Below are 16,708 nucleotides of genomic sequence, written 5' to 3' on the forward strand. Positions count from 1 at the left end.
CCGACAGCAGATATGCCTGCTGTCGGTTTTTCTATTTGATCGCAGACAACATGTTCTCCATTATTTCTTCACTCATCGGGCCGATGTATTTATTCTGGACCACGCCGTTCGAATCAATGATGTAGCTGGTCGGAATCGAAATGGCTTTGTACACATTCGCCACTTCTTTCTCGGGATCGAGCAAGATGGGGAAGGTAATGCCATACAGCTTCACAAAATCCGCCACCGCTTCCGGGCTCGTCTCCGTATCAGTCAAATTGACTCCGAGAATAACTACGCCTTTTTCCTTATTCTCTTCGTAGTAACGCTGCATGTCCGGCATTTCTGCACGGCAAGGAGGACACCACGTTGCCCACAGATTGAGAATGACTTTTTTCCCCCGTAAATCGGACAGCTTGACCGTACCGCCACCTATCTGCTGCAGTTCAAAATCCGGAGCGGTATTTCCTTTTTCAATCCCAATCTGCCCGTTGCCTTGCTCGCCAGATGAAGCGATGGGCTCTTGCCTGTTCAAGAATTCCGCATCAAAAATGCCCCATCCCAAAAGCCCCAAGAGTACGACGATCGCCCATGCATTATGATATTTCTTCATCGGTCGTTCCCCCTAACGGCTTCACTCGTCTGGACAAAAAGAGCAGCAAGAGAGCGAATGCATAGTACATAAGCTGATAGCCGGAAAGTCCTGCAAACATAGATTCTCGATTCGGAACAAAAAAGTGCACATAGACTTGGCTAATGGCAAACCACATCACGGGTGCAAGCCAAGCCGCAAGATGAATGAGTCCTTCCTTTGCCCGATGCAGCCACCAAAGAAAGAAGGCGCATATCGCGACCTGTTGTACGTGATACCACATGCTGCTCTGTTCTAACACGACCGTGAGCAGCTGGTAAACACCAGTTGCAGTAAGAAAACCTGTCGCCATCCCCAAGGCGACGAAATGAACAGGAATCGCTTTTTTGCGTACCGTCTTGGTGAGGTAGATGATAACTGCCACGACTGCCAGCATGGCTCCGTTTTCTCCCCCTGAAAAATAAAGAATGGACGAGGGATTTTCCACCACTTTTGAAAAATGAAACAGGACGTAGCTGAACTTCCAAACGAGAAATGCCAGCACCAGCGCATTACTCAACAGCTCAATAATGGCTGATTTCATTTTTCGGTTATGTGTAAGCTGAGCGGAAATGGCCACAAAGCCGAGCGAAAGCGAAACAATGACCGCCAGCATGCTCATTTTCAACAAAAAGGGACCCATTTGAAAAGCATCGGACATTTTCGTTTCCTCCTTCAAGAAAATGTCTTACATTAAGGAAGACAAGTATCTAAACAATTATCACCATATCAGGAAATGGGGAATAAAGGAATGCTCACGAATATTTTTACTTTGCAGGAGCGCTATGCCCTTGCTTTTTCTACGCGAACGGAGCATCCACAAGTGCGCGTATATTGCGATGAATCGGTTCCAGACATGTATAGCCATAATTATACAGAAATTATGTCGATCCCCACGCAAGACTGGTTACGAGCTTACATTGAGCAAGAGCTACGACATGCCAAAGACCAGCAGCTCCGCCACTTGAAGCTGGAACTACACCCGTCGCTACCTTTTTCAGAAGAGTTCGTGTCTTTTGCCACTCAGCTTGGGTTTGAAGTAAATACGATGCTGTACATGCTTGCACCGTTGGATGTTGCCGATAAACTGGCGCCGAATCCACAATGCTCCGTTTTACGTGGGGATTCACTCGAAGTCATGGAAGCAGGCATTCGCTGCCTTACTGCTAGTGATTCCGTCACGATCAATCCTGATTTTGCTGTCCGAAAAGCGAACCGGAAAAGAGAGATTTATGAAAGCGGCGAGATCATACCGTATGTATGCTTTGTCGATCAGGAGCCAGTCGGTGCATGTGAATGGCATCTTTACAAGGAGCTTGTTCGAATGGAGGAATTTTTTATACTGGATGACTGGCAGCGTAGAGGATTCGGCACGGAAATCATTCGGGTCATGATGCAGGACGCCAAAAAACTCGGCGCCACCCATATGTACTTGACGACCTATGCAGATGATACGCCGCAAGAAATGTACAGCAAGCTCGGCTTTCAAGAGGTCGTGAGGCATTTGGAAATGATCTGGCTAAAGAACTAAAAAAGCTCCCACCAAGTAGCTTAGTGAGAGCCATCCTATTTTCAGCGTTGATCTAGTCTTTTGTTTAGCAGCGCTTCTGCCTCCCGATCCCTTCGGTCGGTTTCGCTGTTTTTGGTCCATTGTAAAAATCGGTCGTCCAAAAGCTCTGCCAAGATTGCCCGTTTGTCCGCTTCGCTCACCGCCAGCGAGAGTACTTGTCTTCTCATGCTGCCGAGAAAAAGCGTGTAGTCCTCGTATTCTGGTCCCACCCACTCTTCGAGCTGGCGGCGCATTTTCTTCGCCAGACCCGGGTTGTTCCCACCCGTAGAGATGGCAATCTGCAAGTCTCCACGTGCAACGACGGATGGAACGGTAAAAGAACAGAGGTCTGGGCGATCAACGATATTGATCCACTGCTGCGGACGGCACGATTCGTATACAGCCAGATTGACGGCGGGATCACTCGTCGCCGCGATAATGAGCACTGCCTCCCCTACGTCCTGTGGGGTAAAGGGTCGCAGTGCTACCATCAGCTTCTTAGCGTGTGCCCATTCAAGGATGGTTGCCGTACAGGAGGGACTCACAACGGTGACATCCGCACCAGCAGCAAGCAGACTGCCGATTTTCCGCTCGGCTACCTGCCCGCCACCGACCACCAAGCAACGCTTGTTTTCTAGATTGACCATCATGGCATAGTGCGTCACCAGCGTTCCCTCCCCCTCGGCTTCCTATTATTGCACTTGCTCCATTCCAAGCGTAGCTTCAAACCAGTTGATTTTCTCACGCATCTTCACGACATCACCGACCAAAATGATAGCTGGATTCGTGATGTGACTGTTTTGGGCCAAACGTTCCTCAATATCAGCCAAGGTCCCCGTGACCACCGCTTGCTGCGGGAGTGTTCCCCAAGAGATGACAGCTACTGGCGTATGCGGATCGCGTCCGTGCTTGATTAACTGGGTGCGGATCAACGGCAGATTGGCTACCCCCATGTAAAAGGCAACGGTGTCGATGCCATTCGCGAGAGCACGCCATTTTTCTACAGCCAACTCCGGCTTGTCTTCTCGCAAATGTCCCGTCACGACAGCGAATGACGAGCCGTGATCGCGGTGTGTTACCGGAATACCCGCGTACGCCGAGGCTGCAATTCCAGCTGTTACTCCCGGGACGATTTCAAAGGCAATTCCTCGCTCAGCCAAATGCTGCGCTTCTTCTCCCGCACGACCAAACACACAAGGATCGCCACCTTTTAACCGAACGACAACTTTTCCTTCCAGCGCCTTTTCCGCTAACAGCTCGTTAATGGATTCCTGTCTCATCGTGTGATGATCCGGCAGCTTGCCGCAGTAGATGCGTTCTGCCGTCTGTGACGCGTACTCCAGCAGAGCTGGATTTGCGAGACGATCATACACAACCACCTCTGCCTTTTGCAGGCATTCCATTCCTTTTACAGTAATCAGCTTTGGATCACCAGGGCCAGCTCCTACGAGATAGACTTTGCCCGCGCCGCTCATCGGTCACTTACTCCTGCTGATGAAAATGTCGCCATCTCACGAACCATCCGTGTCGCTGCTTCCACGATTGGAAACGCCAATGTTGCTCCGCTTCCTTCGCCCAGTCGCAAATTCAGGCTGAGCAATGGCTCCTTGCCTAATACTTGCAGGACAAAGTCATGCCCCGGCTCCTCAGAACGGTGACCCGCGATCAAGTAATCAGCAACGAGTGGCTCCATGCGAACAGCCATCAAAGCCGCTACCGTAGCGATAAAGCCGTCCAGCAGCACAGGGACACGGCGAGAAGCTGCTCCCATGATCGCCCCTACCATTGCTCCGATTTCCAGTCCGCCGACTTTTGCCAAAACGTCCAATGGGTTGGTTGCATCCGGGCGATGCAGCGCAAGCACATCACGAACAACTGCCTTTTTACGCTGCCAGCCTGCGTCATCCAGTCCTGTTCCTCTTCCGACGATTTGCTCAGGATCAGCTCCGGTTAAAGCTGACAGAATCGCACTGCTGGCTGTCGTGTTGCCAATCCCCACTTCACCGACGATCAGGACTTTGGCGCCTTCCCCGATAATCGCTTCTGCCATTTCAAGGCCAACTGCGATGGAGCGCTGCGCTTCGTCTGCTGTCATCGCTGCTTCTTTCAGCATATTGCCCGAGCCTGCTCTGATTCGTTTGTTGTAAACACCCGGTGCTTCGACCTCGACCGATACACCGACATCTACGATTTTTTGGATGGCTCCGATTTGTCTGGCGAAGACGTTGACTCCAGCTCCGCCATGAACCATATTCAGCACCATTTGCGCTGTCACTTCCTGCGGATAGGCAGAGACACCTTCCCGTGCCACACCGTGATCGGCCGCAAAAACAAGCACGCCCGGCGGTGTCACAACAGGCATCGTCTCACCTGTCATCCCAGCCAGCTCAATAGCCAATTGCTCCAAGCGACCAAGGCTGCCAAGCGGCTTGGTCAACTGATCCACATGCTGTCTCGTTTGCTCACTTGCTTCCTGATTTCGTGGCTCAATCGCCGGATAAATGACTGACATTACACCTGCACCTCTTTTTCTTGAAAAGCCTTCATGTACTCTTCGATCGTATCCAACTTCACATGGCGACGAACGGTATCCGCCAACAGATCGTATCCCTGCTCTCTCAGAGCGACAAAGGATGGGCGCTCCGTGATGGGTGGGAGACCTTTTTTCTCACGGATGGTATTCAGCAACAGAGTGCGGAAGTGGTCATTGTGAAACAGCCCATGAAAATACGTGCCGATCATCTGACGCTCCTCCTGACAATAGCCCTCCGTACGCCCCTCCATCTGGATAAAAGGAAACTCATTGCTCGAATAAGCAGATTGCCCCATGTGAATCTCGTAGCCTTCCACCGTCAGTTTTTCCTTCGCAAATACTGCTTCACCGCGGGACAAAACTGTCGTTTTCTTCTGCTCCATCGTCGTGATCATCGGGATGAGACCCAGCCCATCAAGCTGCTGCAACGGAGACTCGACCCCAGCAGGATCGTGAATAGAATCTCCCAGCATTTGATAGCCGCCGCACAAACCGACGATATACGTCTTCCCTTTATGATGAAGGTCTTTGACCGCCGCGGCAAGACCTGTCTCTCGCAGAAATTGCAAATCCTCAAGTGTATTCTTGCTGCCCGGCAAGACAATCAGGTCGGGCTCACCCAACTCTTCCAAACGTGTCACAAAGCGCATCCGGCAATCCGGCTCTACAAAAAACGGGTCCACGTCTGTAAAGTTGGAAATTCGCGGGTAACGCAAAACAGCAATGTCAATCTCTCGCGGTGTCTCACGCTGACCTTGATAACGGTGCAAAATCAGCGAATCCTCCGCATCGATCCACAAGTCTGGAATAAATGGCACGACTCCAAGGACAGGCTTGCCTGTGTATTCCTCGAACCAGTCCAGCCCCGGCTGCAAAAGTGTCAAATCACCGCGAAAACGATTGATGATGACTCCGATCACGCGGTCCCGATCTTCGGGTTCGAGCAGCTGGAGGGTACCGACCAAGCTAGCAAACACACCCCCACGCTCGATGTCTGCCACCAAAATGACGGGCGCGTTCGTGAGACGAGCGACCCGCATATTGACGAGCTCGCGGTCATTCAGATTAACCTCTGCCGGACTGCCAGCCCCTTCAATGACGACCCGCTCATAGGAGCTGGCGAGTCGTTGATACGCTTCCTCAATGATCCGCAAGCCCTCGTGATAAAATTCCGTGCGATAGGCAAAAGCTTTCATGTTGCCATATGGCTCGCCGTTGACGACAATTTGCGATTCGGAATCTCGCGTCGGCTTGATCAAAATGGGGTTCATGTCGGTCGTCGCCAGAATTCCTGCTGCTTCTGCCTGAACGCCCTGTGCCCGGCCGATTTCTTTTCCATCCAACGTCACGTAGGAATTCAACGCCATATTTTGCGATTTGAACGGAGCTGTCTTGTAGCCATCTTGGGCAAAAATCCGGCACAGCGCTGTAGCAATCGCACTTTTTCCTGCATCCGAGCTAGTACCTTGCACCATCAACGGGAGGGTTTTAGGCACGAGCGGCCACCTCCGCGCAACGGTTCAACCAACGCTCAACCAGTTCGGGATTGGAGCCAAAATGCAAGTGAGTATAGCCTGCGACCAGATTCCCCTGGGCATAGCCCTCCGGCTTCGTACCGCGAAGTCCTTTTGTTTCGTAGGCTGTTGGTAATTGTTGATCCGAAGCATACGTCGAGTAATGGAATTCATGCCCTTTTGCCTGTTCTTCGGTGCCGAGCAAGAAATTGCCTTCCATGCCGCGCACTTCCCGATAGCCAAGCGCTGCGAGCTTTTTTTGCATGGTCACCTTGCCTGGGATGAGCCCCACCATCGGATAACTGTCGCCCTCGGTCGTCACGATTGCCTCTGTCAAAAACATGTAGCCGCCGCACTCAGCCAAGGTAGGCAAGCCTTTTGTGATCGCAGATCGGATCGATAGTTTCACCGCTTCATTTTGCGATAGCTCTGCTGCAAATTCCTCCGGGAAGCCTCCCCCAATGTACAAGCCATCCGCGTCCTCAGGCACTCCCTCTCCGGCCAGCGGAGAAAAGAACGCGAGCTTCGCGCCATATGCTTCGAGCAGCTCCAAATTTTCCGGATAGTAAAAATGAAAAGCAGGGTCCTTCGCAACAGCAATGGTGACATCGGCAGATGCTTTTCGCGGAGCAAACAACGTAGGTTCTGCTTGCAGCGGCTCTGCCTTTGCCAGCTCCCAGATTTGCTCCAAATCGACTGTCTCCGCAATCAGATCAGCCAGCTTTTCAAACAGCGGTGTCAGCTCTCCACGCTCAACAGATGGCACCAATCCGAGATGACGTTCCGGTATTTCCAGCTCGTTCTCCCGTTTCAGGTAGCCCACGACCGGAATCCCGCACTCCTGCTCGATCGCTGCCTTCACGATTTTGTGATGGCCTTCACTGCCGACCTTGTTCGCGATGACACCGACGATTCTCGCCTGTGGATTGAGCAGTTGAAAGCCTTTGACAATCGCAGCCGCACTGCGAGCCATGCTCTGACAATTGACCACCAACAGAACCGGGGTGCCAGTCAGGATGCTGATTTCGGCCGTGCTGCCTTTATCGCTGGTCGCTTCCTTGCCATCGTACATGCCCATAACGCCCTCGATAATCGAGATGTCTGCACCCTCGCTGCCACGGACAAAAATCTCTTTCACGATCTCGTGCTCCAACATAAAGCTGTCCAGATTGCGCGAAGCTCTCCCCGTTACAGCCGTATGATACGTGGGATCGATGTAGTCAGGTCCGCACTTGAAGCCCTGTACGGTATGCCCTTTTCTTTTCAGAGCAGCCATCAGTCCGATGGTAACGGTTGTCTTACCCGCTCCGCTGCCTGTTCCGGCAATCACAATACGGCGGCTGTCCGTCATGCGCGCTCCTCCTCATGATAGGGCATCAATCCGACCGAAATGGTGGTGTTGCCCGACTTCTTCTTGGTCAAAACGAGTTCGTCTGCGCCAGTATACAGCTTCACGGCGGGCTCGCTCACTCCGTACGCTCCGGTGAATTTGAAGACGGTATCAGACGGATCGCTGATTTCTACCTGATTCAACTCTTCAGGCGAATACCAGACGAATGGCCAGCCGTATTTTTCGCAAACGGCGATCAGACCCGCTTCATCCTTTTTCAGCTCGATGGTCGCCAATGCTTTGACACTTTTGATTGAAAATTGCAGTTCATCCAGCGTTTCCTTGATGACTGCCTCGATCTCCTCTGCGGAGGTTCCACGGTTGCAGCCCATCCCGAGCACGATGACCTTCGGACGATAAAGGACACCATTGTCCAAAATCGATTGTTCCTCCGGTGTGAGCAAGCGATGAGAAACGACTAGAGCAGCTTGCGGCTGATCGGCTTGTGCCTCAGCGATTGTCGCGTATTCCTTGATGGATGGTGGCATCGGTGTATCATGCATCCACCAGTCGCGTTCACCGGATTCATTGATGACAGCTACGCGCTCCTCATTGACGACAGAAGCACTGACAGGAGTCAGCTTTTCAGCGGAATCCCACTCCCAGCCAAAACGTCTACCGAATAGATCGACCGGAATCGTCTTTTGTACGTCAGATGCTGTCGTGATAATCGGACGAGCACCCATGACTGCCGCTACCTCGCGAGCCAGCTCATTGGCACCGCCCAAATGACCGGACAACACACTGATGACATTCTCCCCACGGTCATCGACAACGACGACACCCGGATCTTTCTTTTTATCTTCAAGCAAAGGTGCGATCATCCGAATAACCGCACCCAGAGAAATAATGATAATTAAACCTTTATACGCAGGCCAGAGAGCTGGAAACAGCATCCGCACGCTGTTTGAAAAAAGCTGGATGCCGCGCGCTTCCTCGTCTCCCCGCTCGAACTTGCTCATGTAGTACAGATCTGTTCCAGGAAATTTTTGTGCCAAATCACGCGCCATCTCTACTCCGTGCTTGGTGATGGCGACGATCGCATAGTCTCCGCGCTGCTCGATGACAGGGATTTCTCCCTCGATCAGTTCGATGATCTTCATTATTCCTTCACACCTTTTCTGAACCCGTGCGTAAAGGTTTTGTCGTACAGCTTGGAACGGTACTGCTCGCTCTTGTCGTGGATGTTCGGGTCCAATGCCCAGCCAGCCAAAATCATTGCGTGTTTGCGAATGCCGTTTTTCCCCATGTCTTCGTCCAAGTTTTTCAACGTCGTGCGAACGATCAATTGATCCGGCCAGCTCGCACGTTGTACGACTGCGACAGGTGTGTCCTCGCTCCAGCCAGCTTCGACCAGCTCGCGGACTACTTTTTTCGTCAAAGTCGCGCTAAGGTATAGAGCCAACGTGCAATGATGCTCAGCGAGTGCACGCAGTTTTTCTCTTTCAGGCACTGGTGTGCGACCTTCCGCGCGGGTGAGGATGATCGTCTGTGTCAGATCAGGAATCGTCAACTCGGCTCCTACTGCTGCCGCTGCCGCAAATACGGAACTCACACCCGGTACGATTTCTACCTCGATGCCTTTTTCCTTTAACAGTGCGATTTGTTCCATGATGGCGCCATAAATCGATGGATCGCCCGTATGCAAGCGTACGACTGTTTTTCCACTGCTAATCCGGTCTACCAACTGCTCTACCATTTCTTCCAATGCCATACCCGAGCTTTGCAGTACTTCTGCTTCGGGGTTGCCCATTGCTACCAATTCCTCATTCACGAGAGAGTCTGTATACATAATGACGTCTGCCTTTTGCAGCAGCTTCAAGCCTTTTACCGTAATCAAATCAGGGTCGCCGGGACCCGCTCCTACTATGTACAGTTTCATTACTTTTTCACCACCATCAGTGTAAGATAGCTAAGCTCTGCCCGCTCCAGTTCACGCATATCGGTCCAAACCATTTCCTCGGAGGAAGTAACCTTGGTTGCTACCGCTGCCTTTTCAGCCAGCCCCATTTCTTTCAGCAAGCCAATGATCATTGGCAGTACTTTTGCTACCTTCAGGAACACGACGGTATTGTGGTTCTCAAGCGCTTTGCGCATGGCTTCCTTGTCTTCTGTTGCCGGGATGATTCCGATCTGCTCGTCGCCATCCGCCAGTGGCAGATTGAAGCGGGAAGCTGCTCCCAAAAACGAAGACACACCTGGCACCGACACGACTGGCACTTCCGGATGCTCCTCATGCATGACGCGCATCATGTGGATAAACGTGCTGTAAAACATCGGATCGCCTTCCGTTACAAAAGCGACGTCCTTGCCTTCAGACAAACGCTCCCAGACGATCTCCACCGTGTTGTTCCACTCGCGCTCCAAAATTTCTTTGTCCCGCGTCATCGGGAATACGAGTCCGAGCATTTCCTTGTCTGGGGACTGCACATACAGCTCCGCGATTTGATGCGCGTAGCTTTTGCTGCCCATCCGTTTTTTCGGGTACGCAATCACTGGCGATTGCTGTAATAGACGAAATGCCTTGACGGTAATCAATTCAGGGTCGCCGGGACCTACGCCCAGTCCGTACAATGTTCCGATCTTAGTCACTTGATGTCTCCTCCTTGTTCTTCTGCCTGCTTGGCCCAAGCCGTAATGATGTAGATCGGATTCAATGCTTCAAAGCGTGTCAGGGACAAAATCGGCTTGCTGCGCGATAGCTGCGCCAGTGTCACCGATGTCTCGAATCCTTCCTGCGCGAATGCTTGTGTCGCTTCGTACAATGTCTCAATGGTCGCTGCGTTCACCACAATCCGGCCATTCGGGCGCAGTCGTGTGCAACAGATATTCAACAGCTCACGCAATTCTCCACCGCTACCTCCGATGAATACAGCGTCCGGGTCTGGGAATTGATCGAGGCCATGTGGGGCGCGTGCATTGACCACTGTCAAATCCGTGCGAAACTTCGCCATGTTCTGGCGGCAGTTTTCCAGATCGTCCGCGTTCTTCTCTACCCCGTACACTTCACCCTCACGCGCAATTCGTGCCGCTTCAATGGCGACAGAGCCTGTGCAGGTGCCGATGTCCCAGACGATGCTTTTGGCATGCAATTGCAGCTGGGCAATGCTTAATATACGCACTTCTTTTTTCGTAATGAGTCCCTTGTCCGGCTTGCGCTGAGAGAACTCCTCGTCTGCGATTCCGAACGGCCATACTGGGCTTGGACGGCGTTTTTTCAAAATCACGACATTCAGATCAGAGAAGACACCGTCCGCCATTTCCTCAAGGGAATACCAGCCCGTCCGCTCTTCGGCACTGCCCAGATTCTCCGCCACAAACGCATCGTACTCAGTCATCTGAAACGAAAGGAGGTACTTGGCAATCGCTGCTGGCGAGTTCTCCCGATCCGTCAACAGCGCGACCTTTTCCTTTCCGTCGATCCGCTGTGCCAGACCTTTGATACTACGCCCGTGTACACTGGCAAGTGTCGCATCCTGCCATGCTTCTCCCATTTTGGCAAAAGCGAGCTGGATGGAGCTGAGGTGCGGGTAAATCTCCACGTCCAGTTTTTTGGCAAGCAAGCTGCCAATGCCGTAAAAGAGCGGGTCACCTGACGCCAGAATGACCGTCTTGCGCGTTTCTGTGCGCAGCTCCTCCACCATGGCAGTCAGCCCCCCCTTCAGCACACGCTTTTCCCCTGTATACTTCGGGAAAAAGCTGAGGTGTCGCTCTCCTCCAACCAACAGTTCACTTTCTTCTATCCATGTCCGGTACAACGGCAGCAGGCTCTGCTGTCCATCATCCCCGATTCCAATTACTTTCATCGCCTGTGTCATTGATCGTCACCCTTCCCAACAGGGACCCTTTCATTGTGATGATGATGGTTTCAACCTCGATGCCGCCGCCCACTTCCTTTAGTGCAGCACGACAGCAGTTTTCGCACATGATCTCGAAAAAGGCGGGCGTGTCCACCATCATATCGCCTACCTGTGAAGCGGTGTTGGCTCCCAAAATTTCGTCAATACGCTCCTGCGAAGCTCCCGCATCTGCTGCCATTTGGGCGAGGAAGCCGAAATCGACGGGTGCGCTTTTGGAATGAACCATCATGACGCCCTGCGCTACCTTGGAAAACTTGCCCATCATCCCGACCAAGGTCACTTTGCGCATCTTTTTGTTTTTGCACTGCTTGAGGGAAAAGCCGACGAAATCGCCCATTTCCACGAATGCTTCTTCCGACAGCTCTGGATAAGTAGCGACCCCGTAGGATTCACTCTTTCCACCCGTCGACAGCACAATATGATCGCAGCCGGCTTCCTTGGCGACGTTGACCGCTTGCGCCACGCTTGCCTTGTAGGCAGAAGTGGAAAACGGCACCACGATTCCACGCGTCCCCAAAATGGAGATGCCGCCGAGTATGCCGAGTCGTCCATTCAATGTTTTTTTGGCGATTTCCTCGCCCGCAGGCACGGAGATGACGATTTTGATCCCGCGTTTCGTCCCGTACTCATCCAGAACAGCCTGCGCGGTTTCCCTGATCATTTTGCGCGGGACGGGATTGATCGCTGCCTCGCCAATCGGAACGGGCAAACCTGGCTTGGTCACCCGTCCCACACCGAGTCCGCCATCCAAAATAATGCCGGGCTCATCCGACCATTCTACGGTAGAAAGGATAAGGGCACCGTGTGTCGCGTCAGGGTCGTCTCCTCCATCCTTGATCGTACCTACTGTCGCCCTCTCCCATGAAAATTCACAGCTCTCCATCTGAAAGGTGACGTCCTCGCCGATTGGCAGGCGAATCGTCGCTTGGCTTTGCTCTTCCTGAGTAATCAGCGCGATCAAAGCAGCCTTGGTCGTCGCCGTTGCACATGATCCAGTCGTATATCCGTGGCGGAGGGGTTTTGCCTCTTTTTCGTCCGTTGCTGCTTTGGCTGCCATCTGCTTAGCCCAACCGTTCCGCCATAATCGAAATGGCATTCAATGCTGCTACGGTTACTGGGCTTCCGCCTTTACGTCCCATGTTCGTGATGAATGGGATATCGAGCTTCGCCAGCTCTTCCTTGGATTCTGCCGCAGATACGAAGCCAACTGGCATCCCGATGACGAGTCCTGGCTTTGCTTCGCCTTCCTTTACCATACGGATCAGCTCCAGGAGTGCTGTAGGTGCGTTTCCGATGCAAAAGATTCCGCCATCTGCTTCCTTGATCGCTTTGCGCATGGAAATGATCGCGCGGGTCGTATTCAGACGCTTCGCCTCTTCCATCACATCGCGGTCAGAGATGTACACCTTTACTTCTCCGCCGAATTTTTCAATGCGGTTTTTGCTGATGCCGACTTGCACCATTTGTACGTCTGCTACGACGATTTTGCCGCTGCGGATTGCTTCGATTCCCGATTTTACTGCGTTCGGGTGGAAAACAAGGCTGCGTCCAAGGTCAAAGTCTGCGGATGCGTGGATGACGCGTTGTACTACCGGATATTGTTCTTCCGTAAAAGAATGCTCGCCCAGCTCATCTGTAATGATTTGAAAGCTCAATTCCTCAATCTCTTGCGGTTGTACGGTCATTGGTTTAAATTCCGTTTTGAAATCCATAGTTAGTTTCCTCCAGTCGCTTGTTTAAGTTCGCTCAGCACGCTTGCGTAATCGGAAAACTTCGTTCCATAATCGATCTTCGGACGACCGATGACGATTGTTTCGATGCCCATTTCCAGTGCCGCTTCCACCTTTTCGTCAAAAGCGCCTACCTTGCCACTCTCCTTGGTGATCATCAGCGTAACACCATAATGATCGTAGAGCGCTTTGTTCAGCTCCTTGGAAAAAGGACCTTGCATCGCGACGATGTTTTTTTGCTCAACACCGAGCTCTTCGCATTTCTGCATATTGTCAAGACGCGGCAGCATTCGGGCGACCACCGTAGTATCCGGTAGGCCCAACAGACGATCCGTGAACGTTTTCAGCGTCTTGCTTCCTGTCGTCAGCATGATGATGCCACGCTTTTCTGCCGCCAGCTCAGCCGCTTGTACGTAGTCTTCTACTACAATCAGCTTCTCGCTGCCAGGTGAGGAGAGGCTTTCACGCTCGTAGCGAATGTAGGGGACTCCTGCGCCCTGTGCTCCTGCCATGGCGTTTTTGGAGGCTTCCTCTGCGAAGGGATGACTCGCGTCGACCACGCATTGCACGGCTCTCTCTTGAATCAGCTGCTGAATATCTTCGGCGGTCAGGCGTCCGACCTGAACAGGCACGCCTGCCTCCTCCATGCTTTTCGCAGCATTGTCAGTGACGACCGTCGTCAACAGCTCGTAGCCCTTATCCTTGATTTGCAAAGCCAACTCGCGCGCGTCGCTCGTTCCAGCCAGTACCAGAATCATGCTGTCTCCCTCCTATTTGGTAACGTGGTCGTGCTTGTGATCATGCTTGTGGTCATGATCGTGGTCGTGATCGTGATCATGGTCGTGATGATGATGGTGGTGGTGGTGACCATGGTGGTGATGATGTCCATCCTCGTCATCGTGGTGGTGATGGTGATGGTCGATGTGTTCCATCGCTGCCAGCCTGTACTGACAGGTATCACAGTTCAGCTTCACTTCCCCGTGCAACGCTTCCACCACACGATCCTTGAGCACTTCTTTCAACAACGGATGGAAGCCAAAATACTCGGCCATTTCGAACTGGGCTTCTGGATATTGCTCACGGAACTTCTCCAGTTGATCGCTCATCCGTTTGATCAACACACCCGTGAACAAGAAGTACGGCAAGAGAACAATGCGCTTCGCACCCAGCCTCAGGCACCGCTCAACGCCCTCGTCGTACAGCGGATACGTCACGCCCATGAAGGCAGTCTCTACCCACTTGGCTTTGTAGCGCTCCCAGAACAGTCGGGACATTTTGTAAATATCGCTGTTGGCATCTGCATCGCTGCTGCCGCGTCCGATTACGAGTACAGCCAGGTCATCATGGTCTTCCCCGGAGGCAAAGCCTGCCCCTTCCATACGCGCGGTCAAAATATTGATCACTTCGTCGTGAATGCCGATCGGGCGTCCGTAGATGAACTGAACGTGTGGGTGCAGCTCCTTTGCCTCGTCGATGGCAGCTGGAATATGAATTTTTGCATGTCCGGCAGAGAACAGAATGATTGGAATCACCGCCACTCGGGTTGCCCCCCGTGCCACGCATGTATTCAATCCTTGCAGCATGTCAGGACGGGCAAACTCCAGAAAGCACGTCTCGATAATCGGAACATCCAAGTCAGGCGTTAGTGTCGCCACAAACTGGCGAATCTCTTCATTACCTTCCGGGTCCTTGCTTCCATGACCTACAAATAATACTGCGTCCATTTTATGTCCCCCTCGTTTTTTATTCAGTGTTCTTGCATTAATCTCCGCAGGCAGCATTCTCGATTTCAGCTTTTGCTGGCTCGTACCATGCGTAGCCCTCCAGCTCACCTACACGTTGGAAAAACTTGTGGAACCGCTCGTTCGGAAATGCTTCTTTTTTGAATCGGTTCACGATTCGCTCCACGAGTGGAACAATCTCTTCTTTTTCGATGCCTTCTGCTACCGGAATACCGGAGTGTGCATTGCGCCCCACCGTTTTTGCTCCCAGGAATAAATCGAACTTTCCTTTGCGAAATACGATCCCGATATCCTCTTGAACCGCGCCGTAGCACGCCATCCCGCAGCCGTTGAAGCCGATCTTCAGTTCCTTCGGCATTTCTTTTCCGCCCAACTTTTGGTGCAGCTCGTCGGCATAAGGAATGCTGTCTTTTTTCTCACCGTCGCAGAAATCGCAAGCTTTTACCTGCAAAACGTCTCCGATCGGGCTGAGAATCAGTCCAAGCTCTCGCAAGCGGCTAGTGATGCTGGCAGGATTGGCCGTCGGCACGCGCAAAATCATCTGGTGGTGTGGGGTGTATTCGATCTCGCCTTTTTCTCCAGCCACTTCGGCAATCGCCATCATTTGCAGCGGCGTGATTTTTTTGTTAGCAACACCCGGACTTATCGCGCATTCGAAAATCATCTCTGGCGTAAAGGTAGATACCGGACGATGGACTTGGCCGGAAGCGGACTTGGTTTCAATGCCTTTCGCCGCATTGATAGCAGTCAACGCCTCCATCGCCCATGCGAAAGGAGCTTTTGGTGCCTCTACCTCTGTTGCAGGCAGCGCTTCCAGTACGGCCGTGCTTGTTGCAGCATAATTTGCTGGTTCTGTAGCAGTTACTCTGTCCTCGGTAACGGCTACTGGTCTTTCTGCCTTCGGTGTCGCTGGTGCTTCCGGAGCTGACGCAAGGCTGCTCTCCTCGGAGGCCTCGAGCGACCACGGCTCATTTTCTACACGCAGACGCTGATGCGGCTTCAGTGGCTGCTCATCGGCAGACAGCGTGTATTTGCGCTGGTAGCCGCGCGGCGTAATCATTTTGCCGTCGTATACAAACGTCGATGTATTTCCAATAATCACGGTGGTCAACATGCCGATATCATGCTCCAGCATTTGCGCCAGGGTCGTCACGACAACCGTTTCCCGGTCGCGATAAGCACTTTTTACAATGCCGACTGGCGTATCTGGTAAGCGGTACTGCAAAAGAATGCGTTGCGCTTCCACAATCTGGCGGGTACGTCGTCCGCTGCGCGGGTTGTACAACGCGATTACAAAGTCAGCCATCCCTGCTGCGTCAATCCGTTTGGCAATCAGTTCCCAAGGCGTCAAGTGATCACTCAGACTGATCGTGCATGCGTCGTGCATGATAGGCGCACCGAGAATTGCCCCACAGGAATTGATCGCCGAGATGCCCGGCACGATTTCGATTGGTACACCGGTTGCTTCTGTCCAGCCTTTTTCCACCAACACCTCATATACGAGACCTGCCATCCCGTAAACACCTGAGTCTCCACTGGAAATGACCGCTACCTTTTTGCCTTCCTCTTCCGCCTGACGAACGGCTTCCCGTGCACGCGTCACTTCTTCCGTCATCCCTGTGCTGACGATTTGCTGATTCGTCAAAAGTCCGCGGATCAAATCTACGTAAGTGGAATAGCCGATAATGATATCGGACTCCTGCAGGGCTTCCCGCGCCCGCTTGGTGATATGCTCAAAACTTCCTGGACCAAATCCGATCACAAACAACTTGCCGCTCAT

The 16,708-nt window shown here is 52.5% G+C and carries 17 protein-coding genes; 1 reads left to right on the top strand and 16 read right to left on the bottom strand.

What is annotated here, in order from left to right; all coding sequences use genetic code 11:
* Window positions 1–31 precede the first annotated feature (31 nt).
* Window positions 32–592, bottom strand: coding sequence for a peroxiredoxin family protein (locus HP398_RS16625; protein WP_017247375.1), 561 nt, complete (start codon window positions 590–592; stop codon window positions 32–34).
* Window positions 576–1,271, bottom strand: coding sequence for a hypothetical protein (locus HP398_RS16630; RefSeq protein ID WP_173623164.1), 696 nt, complete (start codon window positions 1,269–1,271; stop codon window positions 576–578). Before HP398_RS16630 ends, HP398_RS16625 begins: the two co-directional genes overlap by 17 nt.
* Window positions 1,272–1,361: 90 nt before the next feature.
* Here HP398_RS16630 and HP398_RS16635 point away from each other — a divergent pair, with 90 nt between their 5' ends.
* Complete coding sequence (locus HP398_RS16635) at window positions 1,362–2,141, top strand: GNAT family N-acetyltransferase (protein WP_173623165.1); 780 nt, start codon at window positions 1,362–1,364, stop codon at window positions 2,139–2,141.
* Window positions 2,142–2,182: 41 nt separating this feature from the next.
* Here HP398_RS16635 and HP398_RS16640 read toward each other — a convergent pair whose 3' ends face one another.
* From HP398_RS16640 to cobJ, 14 genes are read right to left on the bottom strand one after another with little or no spacing between them, the layout of a single operon-like run.
* Window positions 2,183–2,824, bottom strand: a complete 642-nt coding sequence (locus HP398_RS16640) for a precorrin-2 dehydrogenase/sirohydrochlorin ferrochelatase family protein (RefSeq protein ID WP_173623166.1) — start codon at window positions 2,822–2,824, stop codon at window positions 2,183–2,185.
* A gap of 27 nt (window positions 2,825–2,851) precedes the next feature.
* Window positions 2,852–3,634 (bottom strand): uroporphyrinogen-III C-methyltransferase, encoded by a 783-nt coding sequence (cobA, locus tag HP398_RS16645; RefSeq protein ID WP_173623167.1) that lies wholly within the window; start codon window positions 3,632–3,634, stop codon window positions 2,852–2,854.
* Window positions 3,631–4,671 carry a nicotinate-nucleotide--dimethylbenzimidazole phosphoribosyltransferase gene (cobT, locus tag HP398_RS16650; protein WP_173623168.1) on the bottom strand — a complete coding sequence of 347 codons (1,041 nt, stop codon included), beginning with the start codon at window positions 4,669–4,671 and terminating at the stop codon, window positions 3,631–3,633. Before cobT ends, cobA begins: the two co-directional genes overlap by 4 nt.
* The gene (locus HP398_RS16655) at window positions 4,671–6,188 is read right to left on the bottom strand and encodes a cobyric acid synthase (protein WP_017247381.1); all 1,518 of its coding nucleotides are present in this window, start codon (window positions 6,186–6,188) and stop codon (window positions 4,671–4,673) included. The genes cobT and HP398_RS16655 overlap by 1 nt, the downstream gene beginning before the upstream one ends.
* The gene (locus HP398_RS16660; protein WP_017247382.1) at window positions 6,181–7,557 is read right to left on the bottom strand and encodes a cobyrinic acid a,c-diamide synthase CobB; all 1,377 of its coding nucleotides are present in this window, start codon (window positions 7,555–7,557) and stop codon (window positions 6,181–6,183) included. The genes HP398_RS16655 and HP398_RS16660 overlap by 8 nt, the downstream gene beginning before the upstream one ends.
* Window positions 7,554–8,699 carry a cobalt-precorrin 5A hydrolase gene (locus tag HP398_RS16665; protein WP_173623169.1) on the bottom strand — a complete coding sequence of 382 codons (1,146 nt, stop codon included), beginning with the start codon at window positions 8,697–8,699 and terminating at the stop codon, window positions 7,554–7,556. Before HP398_RS16665 ends, HP398_RS16660 begins: the two co-directional genes overlap by 4 nt.
* Window positions 8,699–9,478 carry a precorrin-4 C(11)-methyltransferase gene (gene cobM, locus HP398_RS16670; protein WP_069846293.1) on the bottom strand — a complete coding sequence of 260 codons (780 nt, stop codon included), beginning with the start codon at window positions 9,476–9,478 and terminating at the stop codon, window positions 8,699–8,701. The genes HP398_RS16665 and cobM overlap by 1 nt, the downstream gene beginning before the upstream one ends.
* Window positions 9,478–10,188 (bottom strand): precorrin-2 C(20)-methyltransferase, encoded by a 711-nt coding sequence (cobI, locus tag HP398_RS16675; protein WP_173623170.1) that lies wholly within the window; start codon window positions 10,186–10,188, stop codon window positions 9,478–9,480. The genes cobM and cobI overlap by 1 nt, the downstream gene beginning before the upstream one ends.
* Window positions 10,185–11,414, bottom strand: coding sequence for a precorrin-6y C5,15-methyltransferase (decarboxylating) subunit CbiE (gene cbiE / locus HP398_RS16680; protein ID WP_173623171.1), 1,230 nt, complete (start codon window positions 11,412–11,414; stop codon window positions 10,185–10,187). Before cbiE ends, cobI begins: the two co-directional genes overlap by 4 nt.
* The gene (locus HP398_RS16685) at window positions 11,377–12,513 is read right to left on the bottom strand and encodes a cobalt-precorrin-5B (C(1))-methyltransferase (protein WP_173623252.1); all 1,137 of its coding nucleotides are present in this window, start codon (window positions 12,511–12,513) and stop codon (window positions 11,377–11,379) included. The genes cbiE and HP398_RS16685 overlap by 38 nt, the downstream gene beginning before the upstream one ends.
* A 4-nt stretch (window positions 12,514–12,517) precedes the next feature.
* Window positions 12,518–13,168 carry a precorrin-8X methylmutase gene (locus HP398_RS16690; protein ID WP_017247388.1) on the bottom strand — a complete coding sequence of 217 codons (651 nt, stop codon included), beginning with the start codon at window positions 13,166–13,168 and terminating at the stop codon, window positions 12,518–12,520.
* A gap of 2 nt (window positions 13,169–13,170) precedes the next feature.
* Window positions 13,171–13,944, bottom strand: coding sequence for a precorrin-6A reductase (gene cobK, locus HP398_RS16695; RefSeq protein WP_173623172.1), 774 nt, complete (start codon window positions 13,942–13,944; stop codon window positions 13,171–13,173).
* 12 nt (window positions 13,945–13,956) lie between these two features.
* Window positions 13,957–14,910, bottom strand: a complete 954-nt coding sequence (locus HP398_RS16700; protein ID WP_173623173.1) for a sirohydrochlorin chelatase — start codon at window positions 14,908–14,910, stop codon at window positions 13,957–13,959.
* Window positions 14,911–14,947: 37 nt separating this feature from the next.
* A complete protein-coding gene (cobJ, locus tag HP398_RS16705; RefSeq protein WP_173623174.1) occupies window positions 14,948–16,708 on the bottom strand; it encodes a precorrin-3B C(17)-methyltransferase in 1,761 nt (586 codons plus the stop codon).

Origin of the sequence: Brevibacillus sp. HB1.4B, assembly GCF_013284285.1 — a bacterium.
Taxonomy (GTDB): domain Bacteria; phylum Bacillota; class Bacilli; order Brevibacillales; family Brevibacillaceae; genus Brevibacillus; species Brevibacillus porteri.

Bases quoted from the DNA above. Each gene is read 5' to 3' on its own strand.
- HP398_RS16625 (WP_017247375.1), bottom strand. From the start codon at position 592: ATGAAGAAATATCATAATGCATGGGCGATCGTCGTACTCTTGGGGCTT.
- HP398_RS16630 (WP_173623164.1), bottom strand. From the start codon at position 1,271: ATGTCCGATGCTTTTCAAATGGGTCCCTTTTTGTTGAAAATGAGCATG.
- HP398_RS16635 (WP_173623165.1), top strand. From the start codon at position 1,362: ATGCTCACGAATATTTTTACTTTGCAGGAGCGCTATGCCCTTGCTTTT.
- cobA (WP_173623167.1), bottom strand. From the start codon at position 3,634: ATGAGCGGCGCGGGCAAAGTCTATCTCGTAGGAGCTGGCCCTGGTGAT.
- cobT (WP_173623168.1), bottom strand. From the start codon at position 4,671: ATGTCAGTCATTTATCCGGCGATTGAGCCACGAAATCAGGAAGCAAGT.
- HP398_RS16660 (WP_017247382.1), bottom strand. From the start codon at position 7,557: ATGACGGACAGCCGCCGTATTGTGATTGCCGGAACAGGCAGCGGAGCG.
- HP398_RS16665 (WP_173623169.1), bottom strand. From the start codon at position 8,699: ATGAAGATCATCGAACTGATCGAGGGAGAAATCCCTGTCATCGAGCAG.
- cobM (WP_069846293.1), bottom strand. From the start codon at position 9,478: ATGAAACTGTACATAGTAGGAGCGGGTCCCGGCGACCCTGATTTGATT.
- cbiE (WP_173623171.1), bottom strand. From the start codon at position 11,414: ATGACACAGGCGATGAAAGTAATTGGAATCGGGGATGATGGACAGCAG.
- HP398_RS16685 (WP_173623252.1), bottom strand. From the start codon at position 12,513: ATGGCAGCCAAAGCAGCAACGGACGAAAAAGAGGCAAAACCCCTCCGC.
- HP398_RS16690 (WP_017247388.1), bottom strand. From the start codon at position 13,168: ATGGATTTCAAAACGGAATTTAAACCAATGACCGTACAACCGCAAGAG.
- cobK (WP_173623172.1), bottom strand. From the start codon at position 13,944: ATGATTCTGGTACTGGCTGGAACGAGCGACGCGCGCGAGTTGGCTTTG.
- HP398_RS16700 (WP_173623173.1), bottom strand. From the start codon at position 14,910: ATGGACGCAGTATTATTTGTAGGTCATGGAAGCAAGGACCCGGAAGGT.
- cobJ (WP_173623174.1), bottom strand. From the start codon at position 16,708: ATGAGCGGCAAGTTGTTTGTGATCGGATTTGGTCCAGGAAGTTTTGAG.